General features: G+C 63.8%; 12 protein-coding genes and 1 pseudogene. 10 read left to right on the top strand and 3 right to left on the bottom strand.

The genetic code is table 11. From position 1 onward, the window contains the following. Window positions 1-27: 27 nt before the first annotated feature. Complete coding sequence (locus tag AC5Y5O_RS21105) at window positions 28-1,575, bottom strand: class I adenylate-forming enzyme family protein (protein ID WP_096285658.1); 1,548 nt, start codon at window positions 1,573-1,575, stop codon at window positions 28-30. 361 nt (window positions 1,576-1,936) lie between these two features. On the opposite strand from AC5Y5O_RS21105, the gene AC5Y5O_RS21100 reads away from it, so the two are divergent. From AC5Y5O_RS21100 to AC5Y5O_RS21090, 3 genes are all read left to right on the top strand, one after another. Continuing rightward, complete coding sequence (locus tag AC5Y5O_RS21100) at window positions 1,937-2,437, top strand: peptidoglycan recognition protein family protein (RefSeq protein WP_243393807.1); 501 nt, start codon at window positions 1,937-1,939, stop codon at window positions 2,435-2,437. A gap of 101 nt (window positions 2,438-2,538) precedes the next feature. Then, entirely contained in the window at window positions 2,539-3,957 is a 1,419-nt protein-coding gene (locus tag AC5Y5O_RS21095) for an SDR family NAD(P)-dependent oxidoreductase (RefSeq protein ID WP_096285662.1), read from the top strand. A gap of 113 nt (window positions 3,958-4,070) precedes the next feature. Then, entirely contained in the window at window positions 4,071-4,541 is a 471-nt protein-coding gene (locus AC5Y5O_RS21090; protein ID WP_165796378.1) for a CAP domain-containing protein, read from the top strand. Window positions 4,542-4,616: 75 nt separating this feature from the next. On the opposite strand, the gene AC5Y5O_RS21085 is transcribed toward AC5Y5O_RS21090, so the two are convergent. Continuing rightward, complete coding sequence (locus AC5Y5O_RS21085; protein ID WP_096285664.1) at window positions 4,617-5,156, bottom strand: restriction endonuclease; 540 nt, start codon at window positions 5,154-5,156, stop codon at window positions 4,617-4,619. A gap of 174 nt (window positions 5,157-5,330) precedes the next feature. Between AC5Y5O_RS21085 and pstS the strand changes: the two genes are divergently transcribed. Beyond that, on the top strand, window positions 5,331-6,452 hold the full coding sequence (gene pstS, locus AC5Y5O_RS21080; RefSeq protein ID WP_096285666.1) for a phosphate ABC transporter substrate-binding protein PstS: 1,122 nt from the start codon (window positions 5,331-5,333) through the stop codon (window positions 6,450-6,452). A gap of 35 nt (window positions 6,453-6,487) precedes the next feature. On the opposite strand, the gene AC5Y5O_RS21075 is transcribed toward pstS, so the two are convergent. Then, on the bottom strand, window positions 6,488-7,303 hold the full coding sequence (locus tag AC5Y5O_RS21075) for an SDR family NAD(P)-dependent oxidoreductase (protein ID WP_165796324.1): 816 nt from the start codon (window positions 7,301-7,303) through the stop codon (window positions 6,488-6,490). 191 nt (window positions 7,304-7,494) lie between these two features. On the opposite strand from AC5Y5O_RS21075, the gene AC5Y5O_RS21070 reads away from it, so the two are divergent. The 6 genes and pseudogenes from AC5Y5O_RS21070 to mtf2 all read left to right on the top strand — a co-directional run bounded on the left by AC5Y5O_RS21070 (window position 7,495) and on the right by mtf2 (window position 12,347). Continuing rightward, window positions 7,495-7,803, top strand: a complete 309-nt coding sequence (locus AC5Y5O_RS21070; RefSeq protein WP_243393809.1) for an RNA 2'-phosphotransferase — start codon at window positions 7,495-7,497, stop codon at window positions 7,801-7,803. A gap of 3 nt (window positions 7,804-7,806) precedes the next feature. Next, window positions 7,807-9,723 (top strand): Rv0964c family protein, encoded by a 1,917-nt coding sequence (locus AC5Y5O_RS21065; RefSeq protein ID WP_165796325.1) that lies wholly within the window; start codon window positions 7,807-7,809, stop codon window positions 9,721-9,723. A gap of 2 nt (window positions 9,724-9,725) precedes the next feature. After that, window positions 9,726-10,130 (top strand): hypothetical protein, encoded by a 405-nt coding sequence (locus AC5Y5O_RS21060; protein ID WP_096285672.1) that lies wholly within the window; start codon window positions 9,726-9,728, stop codon window positions 10,128-10,130. Window positions 10,131-10,266: 136 nt separating this feature from the next. Beyond that, window positions 10,267-10,446 (top strand): annotated as a pseudogene (locus AC5Y5O_RS21055) (hypothetical protein); the annotation flags it as partial. 165 nt (window positions 10,447-10,611) lie between these two features. Beyond that, window positions 10,612-11,442 carry an LLM class F420-dependent oxidoreductase gene (locus AC5Y5O_RS21050; RefSeq protein WP_096290934.1) on the top strand — a complete coding sequence of 277 codons (831 nt, stop codon included), beginning with the start codon at window positions 10,612-10,614 and terminating at the stop codon, window positions 11,440-11,442. 83 nt (window positions 11,443-11,525) lie between these two features. Then, a complete protein-coding gene (mtf2, locus tag AC5Y5O_RS21045) occupies window positions 11,526-12,347 on the top strand; it encodes a fatty-acid O-methyltransferase Mtf2 (protein ID WP_096285676.1) in 822 nt (273 codons plus the stop codon). The last annotated feature ends 17 nt before the right edge of the window (window positions 12,348-12,364 follow it).

The following is a 12,364-nucleotide window of genomic DNA, read 5'->3' as shown; positions in this document are numbered from 1 at the left end:
CCGTCACGCTATTGGCGTCAGATCGACTCAGTCCAGTAGACCGCTGGTCAACATCGTCTGCAGCGCCTTTCGGTTGAGCTTGCCGCTGGGCAACGTGGGAATTTGGTCGCTGGTTGCGATGGCCCAGCGCGTCGGTACTTTGTAGCTGGACAACTGCTTTCGTGCGCGCTCGGCTAGGGATGCAACATCGATCGTCGCGTTCGCCGCTACGACGACTGCGCACACCTCTTCGCCGCGCTCGGGGTCGTCGACGCCGACGACGACGCATTGTGCGACGTCGTCGAAATCCTCGATGACCGCCTCGACCTCGAGCGGAGAGACGTTGGCGCCCGCCGATTTGATCAGCTCACTGGTTCGTCCGACGTAGAACAAGCGCGGGTCGTTTTCTCGGCGATAGACGCGGTCCCCGGTGTGATACCAGCCGTCCGCGTCGAAGGTTTCCCATCTCTCGCGCTTGTTATAGCCGGCCATTGTGCCAATCCCACGGACCAGGAGTTCGCCGGTGGACCCTGGCGGGACGGGTGCACCCTGCTCGTCCACGATGCTCATCTCGGTGCAGACGAAACCGCCGGCGGTCTCAGACATGGTGCGGTGTATGGGAAATCCGTCCGGTGCGTCGATCATCGCCAAGTCCAGCGGACCATCCCGCAGCATCGGCGCGCTGCTCAGGTCGCGACTGGCGAAGGTCGGGTGCTCGCGCAAGCGCTGGGTGAACGCGGGCCATCCGACGATCCCGGTCGCGCGTTCGCGTTCCACCAGATCCAACGCCGTGCCAGCGTCGAGCCGCGCCATCACCAGAAGCGTCACCGGTTCGTGCAAAGCCCCCGTCGCAGCGAGCAAGCCGCCGATCCAGAAGAACGGCATCGCGCAGAGGATTTTGGTCGGGGACGCCGGCCCGGTGAGCGCTCGAATGGCGCTCGGCCACGTCGAGGTCTGCCGGACCACGGTGCCGTGGGTGTGCAGAACACCCTTGGGATCCGCGGTGGACCCCGAGGTGTGCACCATGATGGCCAGATCGGCGGGTGACACTTCGGCCTCCGCTGCGGCCAACACCTCGTCTGTGACTCCCGAGGCGGTATTCCCATCCCAGCGGGTCGCCCATGCCCGTTCGGGCTCGCCGGTGATCACGATGCGACGCAGGTACGGCGCCACCGGTAGGGCCAGACGTCCGGCCTGCTGATCGGACAGCTGAGGCAGCGCGGCTTCCAACTGTGCGGCGACATTGATGTCGAGGACCTGGCTGGGGGCGACCAATAGCCCAATATCAGCCAGCCGCAATACTTTTGCGATCTCCGCCGGGGTGTACATGGTGCTCATCGGGACGGCCACAGCGCCGATTCGTGAGACAGCAATCCACCAAATGATCCACTCCACGCCGTTGGGGAAGAACAGTCCCACCCGGCTGCCCTTGCCGACGCCTTCTTGTAGCAGCCGGCGCGCGATATGCGCCGAGCGCTGTTCTGCCTGCTCGTATGTGAGTCGCTCCGTCGGTGTGACCACGTACGTCTCCCGGCCGAACAGGCGAACACTCTCCGCGAGGAGCGTGCGGATGGTGAGTGGTCGTGGTTGGGTCACACCGGGTCCTATCCAGCAGCGGGGGCAACCCAATTAAAGGCGATCGATCGCTGAGTCCAAAGACGGCTTCCAGGGGTTAGCTTCGCGGTGGCGACCCCCGGCAGCCCCTGAGCTTCGTATGGTGTTCATCGTGGACACCGACATACCTGGCCGCTGCGACGGCGGCGGTGCGCCGGTCAACCGTCGTCGGCTGCTCAAGCTGGCCGGTGGGGCGGGAGCACTGGCGATCGTGAGCGGGTGCTCTCGATCGGTCGTTGAGCCCGTCGTCCCGCTTAGCGCGACTTCTGCCGTCATGTTGTGTCGCGATGCATGGGGTGCCCGGCCCGCCCTGGCCGGCGGCAGGCCTCACACCATCATGCGAATGACGCTTCACCACGAGGCTGTCGTCCTGGGAGACAACCGCAACGCCCCCGGACGTCTCCGTCAGGACCAGCGCTATCACCAAGACAAGGGATGGGTCGACATCGCTTATCACGTCGGGATCGACCGCGACGGCAACATCTACGAACTGCGGACGCCGCAGATCGCCGGGGACACCGCAACGGATTACGACACGACGGGTCACTTTCTGGTCCTCTGCGAGGGAGACTTCGACAAAGAAGCCGTCTCCGAAGCCCAACTCCACGGAGCCGCATTGGCTTTCGCGTGGGCCACGCAAACCTTTCACATCGCCAGCAACACTCTTGCCGGCCACCGCGACCTGGCCCAAACCTCATGCCCGGGTGCAAGCCTGTACGCCCATCTTTCGTCGGGGGACCTCAAGCACCGCATCGACGATCTCGTGGCAGCGGGACCCGTGAATCTCCAACGCATCTGTGGGCCGGACGCGGCGGCAACTGTTGCCGCGATCGAGGCGGGCTGATCGCTTTCAGCGCGACGTACCAGGGATCGCTGCAGCGCTCAGCATTCCCGCCATCGGACGTCGAGGACGAAAGCACGCGAAAAAGGCCGTAGTCTTCCCCCGTGAATGCGATAGACCCGGACAAGCTCGACATTTGCCTGCAGGTGCTGGCCGATGTCGAGTCACTACCGCCCGAGCACCCCGATGCCGTTGCGGTGCGCCGGGCCACCGCGGGCATATTCAAGTCAGTCAGGAAGGCCCGCCGTGCCGCCAAGCGCGACGCAGTGGCAGCCGCCGACGATGCCGTGACCGCGGCTACCGCCACCGGCGCGCCCGGCCGCATCGACGACGAGACCCGGGGCCTGCCGCTCGTGTCGACCGCGGTGGGTGCCAGCGCCGGCACGTTGCTGCGGCCGCGCTCCTGCTACGTGTGCAAGCACCGCTACACGGTGGTCGACGCCTTCTACCATCAGCTCTGCCCCGAGTGCGCCGCGCTCAACCGCTCCAAGCGCGATGCCCGCACCGACCTCACCGGTAGGACGGCCCTGCTCACCGGCGGCCGCGCGAAGATCGGAATGTACATCGCGCTGCGACTGCTCCGCGACGGCGCCCACACGACCATCACCACCCGTTTTCCCAACGACGCCGTGCGCCGGTTCGCGGGGATGCCCGACAGTGCCGACTGGCTGCACCGGCTGCGCATCGTGGGCATCGACCTGCGCGACCCAGCCCAGGTCGTCGCGCTCGCCGACACCGTGGCCGCGCAGGGCCCGCTGGACATCCTGATCAACAACGCGGCCCAGACGGTGCGCCGCGCTCCCGGCTCCTACGCGGCGCTCATCGCGGCAGAGCGTAGCCCGGCGCCCGAACTCGTCGACGTGATCACGTTCGACCGCGTCAGCGACGCCCATCCCGCCGCGCTTGCCGGAAGCCTCGCCGAGCACCAAACTCCGCATGCTGTAACCGAATTGGCCCTTACCGCCCGAAGCGCGTCGCCGGACCGCATCGTCGCCGGCACCGCCATCGACGCCGGTGGCTTGTTGCCCGACACCGCGCCGATCAACAGTTGGACGCAACGCGTGCACGAGGTCGATGCGATGGAATTGCTCGAGGTTCAACTCTGCAATCAGACCGCGCCGTTCATTCTGGTGAGCCGCCTGCGCCCGGCGATGGCCGCGTCACCCGCGCGCCGCAAGTACGTGGTGAATGTGTCTGCGATGGAGGGACAGTTCAGCCGTGCCTACAAGGGCCCGGGGCATCCACACACCAACATGGCGAAGGCCGCACTCAACATGCTTACCCGCACCAGCGCCAAAGAGATGCTGGAGCAGGACCGCATTCTCATGACGGCCGTGGATACGGGCTGGATCACCGACGAGCGCCCGCACCCGACGAAGCTGCGGCTTGCCGACGAGGGTTTCCATGCCCCGCTCGACCTGGTCGACGGCGCCGCCCGCGTCTACGACCCGATCGTCCGCGGTGAGTCCGGCGAAGACCTGCACGGCTGCTTCCTCAAGGACTACTCGCCCAGCAATTGGTAGCTGCGGACACAGCGGCGCCGCTCAGCGCCACGGGCTTCGAACGTCCATGGTCACAAGTCGGTAACGCTGGCATGCCTGGGATCGATGAACAATACGTGGCAACAGGCAACGCGATGGGGAAAATCAAAACTGTCGCCGTGGTCTCGATCGGTGTTTTGCTCATCACGGCTCCCGGGACGGTTGCTGAGTTTGCGGCGCGCGCCGACGGTGCAGGGGCCGCGTTGTACGGCGGCGTCAACCGGGTGCGCGACGCATGCGGGGCAATCGGCGCCGACCCGCGGTTGACAGAAGCGGCCCAGCGGCACGCGGACGACATGCTGCGCAACGGTGTGAACGGCCATATCGGTTCGGACGGTTCGTCACCGCAGGTGCGTATCACCGACGCGGGCTACCGGACCCCCTACAGCGGTGAGGTCGTCTTCTGGGGCACCGGATCCGCGGCGAATCCGAGTCAAGCTCTCGACTTGTGGATGCAAAGTCCTCCGCACCGCGCGATCATCCTGAACTGCGCATACACGGCAGCGGGCTTCGCCACCGCCTCCGACGGCAACAAGATGACCATCGTCGGCGACTTCGCCGCTTGATACCCTCGGTGGCCATACCAAAACGCCTGGTGGAGAATCAGATTCGAATTTCGGCGCAAATCTGAGCCCAGAACGTCAGTTACGCAACACTTTTCCAGTGGGCGCGGGGACCCAGCTTTGCAACGCCCGGCGGCCAATCAGCTGACAACCGTGTGTGTAGGCCAACTGCTTTGCAGCAGTAGTGAACTCCTGATTGCTCACCACGATGCTGCGCGTGCACCCGTGATGGCGCGCACCCGCCACCACCTGCTGGACAGCGGCGACTCCAATCGTCTTACCGTGCCGCTTGCACTGGACCGCCGCATACTGGCCGTCCTTCTGCGCGATCAGGTCGACGCCGTAGTCACCCACGGCAGGGGTGAAGCTGACCTGCCAGCCCGCGCGCTGCATGCGTGCCGCGACGTAATCTTCAAACTCCACGCCGTCCATCGCGTCGATTTCCCCGATGCCCGCATAGGTCCGTAATCGCCGCCGCGACCGACGGTAGGCCGGCTGAATCAAGCCGGCGAAAAGCAGTCCACAACAAGCTCCCACCACACCCAGCGCGACGCGGTGGGTGAAGAATCCAAACAGCAGCCCGAAGTAGAGCGGTAGAAAAGCGAAGGCCGTCCTCATGCCGTCGAGACGTCTCGCAGGCCCCGCGTGCCGGTCGCGGAAGCGACGATCGTTGACGCCCTATTCATGAGCCGATGATAAAGATGAGCGACGACATACAACGTCGTCCGACGACGGGGATGTCGCGCGCTTGAAGTACGTGTCCCGCAACGGGCCGAAAATAAAGGGGAGGACGTGAACTTTCGCTACCGCACGGCGTTGGTTTTGGTGTCGCTGGCGTTGGTCGCGGCCTGCGGGTCAAGCAAGACCGGCGGTTCTCCCGGGTCATCTACGGCGCCCGTGGTCACCGCGCCCGCGACGTCAAAGGTGACATTGTGGGAAACCGGTTCCAAAGATCTCTACCCGCTGATCGATGCCTGGGCCGCGGCGTATCACGTGAAATATCCAAACGTCACGATCACAACGGACGGCACTGTGTCCGCGTTCGGGATCTCGCAAGCGGCCGCCGGAGCAGTCAATATCGGTGCCTCGGGCGCCTACCTGTCCGCTGCCGACGTCGCCGCGCACCCAGGGCTGATGAACATCGCGGTAGCCATTTCGGCGCTGCACATCAGCTACAACCTGCCCGGCATCACCGAGCACCTCAAGCTGGACGGCAAAGTCCTTGCGGCGATGTACCAGGGCACGGTCAAAACCTGGAACGACCCGCAGATCGCTGCGCTCAACCCGGGCGTGAATTTGCCCGCTACCGCGGTGATTCCGCTACATCGTTCCGACGGATCCGGCGACACATTCTTGTTCACCGAGTATTTGTCGAAGCAAGACCCCGACGGCTGGGGCAAGTCACCCGGCGCCGGCACCACCGTCGATTTTCCCGCGGTCCCGGGTGCACGGGTTGAGGACGATGCCGAGGGCAAGGCGGGCATGCTGAACGACTGCGCCGCGAACCCCGGCTGTGTCACGTACCACGGTAGCGGCTACCTCGACGTGGCCCACCAGAAGGGACTGGGTGAAGCCCAATTGGGTAACGCTGCAGGCAATTTCCTGCTCGCCGACCCCCAGAGCATTGGGGCCGCGGCGGCCAGCCTGGCCGCACAGACCCCGCCGAACCAGTCGATCTCGCTGGTCAACGCGCCCGCCGCGGACGGATATCCGATCGTGAGCTATCTGTACGCCGTCGTCTACGGCAACCAGAAGGATCCCGCCACGGCGCAGACGCTGCAGGCGTTTCTGCACTGGGCGGTGACCGACGGGAGCAGTGCCTCGTTCTTGGAATCCGTTCATGCCTACGTTTGGCCCCTGCCCGGCGGGGTTGCGAAGTTGTCGGACGCCCAGATTGCCAAGATCGCCGGCTAGGCGTACGTGCGCCGAATGCCGAAACCCTAAGACACCTACGCGGAGTCCTTGCCCAACCCACGTTCCATGAAGCGCCCCATGGCCATGACGGCGCGGCGGCGTGGCATCAACCGGGTGCTAAGCAAGGTGACGAAGCGGTTCGGGCGTCCGGGCATGACGAGATGCTTACGGCCAATGGCTTTTAGCGTTTCCGCCGCGGCGTCGCGCGGATCGGCGATCTGCCAGCGGGGATACTGCGACAACGCGTCGCCCTGCGTGTCCATCAGTCCGGCGGACATGACGAGTACGTCAACGCCGCTACCGCGGGTTTCGTACCACAGCACCTCACCGAACACGATCTGAAACGCCTTGTTGGCCGCGTACGCGCCGGTGTACGGCGCGGGAATCAGTCCCGCACCTGACGCAACGATCACGATGGCTCCTCGGCCCCGCCGCGTCATCAAATGCGCGAAGCGGTAGATGAGGTTGACGTACGCGCGCGCGTTGATGTCGATCATGGCGTTGTGGACGTCTAACGACATGTCCAGTATTTTCGGCGTGTCCTTCGGGGTGTACATGTGGTTGCAGATAAGGACGTCGACGGTGAGGTCGGCGAGCTGGTCGAGGATCTTCGGATAGACCAACAAGTCGCCGAGATCGGCCGCGATAGTGCGGACTTCGACGCCGTACTCCGTCCGAAGCGCCGTGGCTCGCGCTTCCAGCTCCTCTGCCAGGATGTCAACAAGCACGAGATTGAGACGGCGACTGGCGATTTCGCGCGCATAAGCAAACCCGAGTCCTCGTTCCCCGGCGCTGCCGGTGACCAGTGCCCAGGAACCCGCGTACCGATCAAGCGGATGGTGTTGACTCACGAAACCTCCAAAAACGTGTTCCCGTCCAAGCGTGCGAATCGTACGGCCCAGCTGCCGTGCAAGGTCGGCGACTTGTACAACCCGCCATTGAGGGCGTCGCGGTCGCCTCGGTAAGCGAGGGTGAGGGGCGTCGCCTCGCAAAACCAGCTAAGCTTCACGGCGCGGTGCCGGGGATCGAAGGGGGGGCCATCGTGGCTGATGAATTGGAATCCGATCTCGTCGCGCTGCACGTTGGTAGCAATCACGTGCTCAATGGGATCGGCGAGGCCGCTGTGGACTTCGTCGGCCATGAAGACGGGCTGGCCGACGCCGCGCCGGGTTGGGTGGGGTCCTCGCAGCTGGCGTTGGGTCAACTCGCGGCGCGGTGGGAGGCCCGGCACAGCCAACACAAGCTTCAGGTAGGCGGATTGGGGACGCACGTCGCGGAGGCGCTAGTCGTCTACTCCACGAACGAGGACCGTTCGACCGGCATGCTCAGGTCGGTGCAGGAACAGGGGTAGCGAGTGGGGTCGCTGACTCCCGCGGATGTCAAGCGCTGGGATCTGAACGCGATTCGCGCGGTGTTCGAGACGGCCACCGGACGCGCTAATACGTTGCAGCGCTTGGGGGAAAGCCTGCAGCAGGCCCACAACGTGCTCGCCGAGTGGCAAGGTGAAGCAGGCGACGCATTTCGCGTCGATGTCGGAAAGATTCGGCGCGACATCGAGGCGGACGGCGCGGAATCCCAGCAGGTGGCAGCGGCGGTGTCGCGCGCCGAGGCGGATGTGAGCGCGTGCAAGCGCGAGCTGGATGACGTCGAACGGGCCGCCCAGGCTAACGGTTGGTCCATCACGCCGGACTGGCGGATCGACGTTGGCCCCGGAGGGATTCCCGCGAATCGACTCGATCTCGAGTACAAGCTGCAGAACCTGCAGGGAGAGCTCGACGCCTGCAAACTCCACGCCCACACCGCCGATCACGAGCTTGCCGCGGCGGTGAACGCTGCCGTCGGCGCAGCCCCGCCGGGTGCTCCTGGATCCGCGCCGGGCGGTGCCCCGGCACCGCCAGGCCCGCCGAACCAGGCGCCGGGGGGCAAGCCGAAGACGTGGCAGGACATGTTGGTGCCGGGTGGCGGCGCGGACGCTGCACCGGGCGGCGCTCCGCCGAAGGACGCCCCGGTGCCCGCGGGCAAGCCAAAGACCTGGCAAGACATGTTGATGCCCGCCGACGGTGCTAACACCCCGCCTGGCGGTGTCCCGCCCAAGGACGCACCCGCTCCGGCGGCTGTGGCGCCGGGTGGTACACCGCCAAAGGTGCCGCCGGTTCCGTCAGCTGGGGGCAAGCCGCGGTCGCTCCAGGAAATGCTGTTGCCCGGTGGCCCCGTACCCCTGCCACAGCCGAGCCCGGCGGAGTTGGAGAGCGCCAAGGGGTTGTTGCGCAAGGTGATGCTCGGCGATGGCGTGCCGCCGGATCAGATCGAAGCGCGGGTGAACGAAGTGGTGGCTGGCGCACAGCGGTGGATCGATCAGGGCGGAATACCTCCATACCTCCCTCCCGAGGCAAAGCCGTTGCCACCGCCGGGATTCGGCGAAGGTTTCGCTGACCGCTGGTTCGCCACCGAAGAGAACGTTCACAACCTCCTCGGAGTGGGAAATCGCGGGTTGCCCGGCGCGCTCGACGCGTGGAAGCAAATGATCCAAGGCACTGTCGAGACTGTCCAAAACCCGGCGGGTACGGCGATCGGCGAAGTGCAAAATGCCTTGAACTCGCCGAGTCCGGCCTACTATCTGGGCGGCAAATCCGCCGACGCGGCGGTGTCCTTGCCCGCGATGCTGTTCGGCGGAGAAGGGGCGGCCGCACTTCGTGCAAGCGAACTAGCCGACCTGGGCGGACTCGATGTCGGTCCGGTGGTTTCACAGCACGCGCCCATCGGCTTCGATCACCCCGTTGGCTACCACTCGTGGGCAGAGGGAGCGGCTACCGATCTGAATAACGCGTTTTTGAACGGTGTGCGCACGCGAGGCCTCGCCGAACAACTCGCCGATATGTCGACCCACTACGTCGGGGACAATCCGGACCGAGTAGTCCTGGGCAAATTCGGCGGTCCCGAGGGTGGATACATCGGTGAAGCCAGAGCTGCGGGCGGGATCTACTTCGATACTGGCGATTCGACATGGAAAGCGCTCACCGTGGGCCTGAGTGAATCACAAGAACAAGGCCTGGCGTGGCAAGTCAACGAGCGTTTCCTCCGTACCCAAATGGAGAACGGCGTTCCTCGGATCGAGTTCCGGTTGCCGGAAGGATTCGACAGCGTTGAACAGCTAGCCAACGTGCAGAGGAGATCCTACTCAGCCCTTGAGATTAACTTCTTGAAAGACAATGCTGCGGCGTTCGGGTACGAGCAGCGCGGGAATGTGTGGGTATACATAGGAGGCGGCTAGCTATGAAACCAGCTGAGGTGGAACGGTTTTTGGAGCCCACGTTGACGCGCGCCGGTTTGAAGCTCGACGAAATACAAGGCGATGAGATTTATGGAGATAGGCCCGCCTGGGCAGTTTACTATCGCGGTCATGACAGCAAACTCCAGGTTTGCTGGTCGGCGCGCGATGGTGGGATAGATTTCATGCTGGCACCGCTCGATGCGCCGAACGAGTTCGGATTGCTGAACCGATCAAAAAAATGGCAGTTCATGCTGCTGCTCAGTGCCGCGCACGATGACTTGACGACACCCGGGCTCGACGCCGACGACAACGAAGTGATGTCGTGGCTCGAGGCGCTGTTCAAGATACATTTCGAGGCTGCCCGAGATGCACTGCGATCTCAGGCGGGCACTAGCGACACGCCATGATGCCGAGCGACGACTTGGATTTTAAGCCATGCCATCTGTGTGTACTTGAAGCGTTATCCTGGAACGAATCTGGAGGAGTTCGACTCTCATTACGGCTCGGCGAGTGCCGGCGCGCAGCAACAAGTGCGATCGATACTCAAGCCAAGCTGCCAAATTGGTTGGCGATCGTGCCGCGCGCTTCAAGTACGAGTATCAAGTCCTGAGCCGATTCAATGCTGACTGGGCGAAAAGGCGAGTGCGTGAGCTCGCAGCACTTTTCCGCAACGGCCAGCCCGAAGGCATCGCGCTACTGCCAGACATCGGTGAACCGCTCTAGACCTCGCCGGTGTCTGTCGCTCGGAGGCGGGCATTTACGCACATCCTCCCGCTGCGAGGCCAGTGTGGCTCTGCGACGACCGCGAGTGGCTCGGAATTACCGTTGTGCGTGCGGGCGTTGGTTGACGGGTAGACGACGGATCATCGGCGACAGACAGGGATGAGTATGAAATTCGGTATCGCGACGTTCGTCAACGACGACACCATCGACACGATCTCGCTGGCGCGCGCCATCGAAGAGCGAGGCTTTGAGTCGCTGGTGATCGCGGAGCACACGCACATTCCGGCGAGTCGGGAATCTCCCTATCCGCAGGGTGGCAAGCTGCCCTCGATCTACTACCGCACTCTCGACCCGTTCGTGACGTTGGCCGCGGCGGCCGCGGTGACCTCGTCGATCGAGTTGGTCACCGGGATCGCGCTGCTGATTGAACGGGATCCGATCACCACGGCCAAGGAGGCCGCCAGTATCGACCTGATCTCCGGTGGGAGGTTCGTGTTCGGCGTAGGGGCGGGATGGAACATCGAGGAATTGCGCAATCACGGAACTGACCCGAAAACGCGTGGCGCACTGCTCGACGAACGTATCGAGGCCATCAAAGCGCTGTGGACAACCGAACCCGCCGAGTATCACGGCAAGTACGTCAACTTCGACGCTTCCTATCAGCGCCCCAAGCCGGTTCAGAAACCGCATCCGCCGATCTTCATCGGCGGCGACTCGGACGCCACCGTCAAACGAGTGATCCGCCATGACGCCGGTTGGATGTCCAACCCGCTTCCGGTGGAGCGATTGACCAAGCGGATCGACCAAATGCGTGAGGCCGGGGGCAAGGCGGTTCCGTTGGCGACGTTTGGCACGCCGGCCGATCCTGACTATTGGGACTCGCTGGCGGGCTTGGGATACGAGCGAGTCGCATTGTTGTTGCCGACCAAGCCGCTTGACGAATCGCTTCGGATACTCGACGACCACGCCTCAAAGGTCGCCAGCTACAACGGTTAGGCCACGGTTTCGTCCCTCCACTATCAATATGCGAATTCGGATAAATTCGCTCGGGTTGGTGATCACGGCATTACACTCCGACCATGGAACTCGAGGCCCGAGAGTTGCGTCCTTCGCGGCTTGGGACTCTCAAAGCGAAATTCATCCAGTTCGTATACCAATATTTTTATCCCTACCTGACCCGTCGGCTTCGCGCCGACGACGTTCTGTTCCTCAATTACGGGTACGAGGAAGATCCGCCGTTAGACATACCGCTGTCGGCCTCCGACGAGCACGACCGCTACTTCATCCAGCTCTACCACCGGGTTGCGACCCAGGTTGACTTTGCCGGCAAGCGGGTGCTGGAGATCGGCTGCGGCCACGGCGGCGGGGCCTCCTACCTGATGCGTACCGCACGTCCGGCCTCTTACACCGCATTGGACTTGAACCCGGTCGGGATTGCTTTCTGCCAAGAACGGCACCGTCTGGCCGGCCTGGAATTCATCAAAGGTGACGCCGAGCATCTGCCCTTCCCCGACCAATCATTTGACGCGGTCATCAATATCGAATCCTCACATCTCTACCGCGACTTCCCGCGTTTCCTCGATGAGGTAAGCCGTGTGCTACGCCCCGGAGGCCATTTCTTATATGCCGACTTCCGCTTCGCCGACACCGTTGCCGACTGGGAAAAACAACTGGCGAACGCGCCGATGACGATGCTTTCGCAGACGACAATCAATGAGCAGGTCGTCCGCGGCATGGAAAAGAATTCACAGTGGTGGGTACGTGCGGTCGATCGCCTGGTGCCGGCGCTCCTGCACAGGTGGCTTCTGGTCAACGGGTACGTGCTGGTGTGGCGGGTTCACCAAGACATGAAAAGCGGCGGATCCACCGACTACCGGATGTACTGCTTCGCCAAAGCATGACACCTGCCCGAAAAGGT

Source organism: Mycobacterium sp. NGS40 (genome assembly GCF_059812735.1).
The sequence above is the reverse complement of the archived record's forward strand: the minus strand, read 5'-3'. Positions and strand labels throughout refer to the sequence as shown.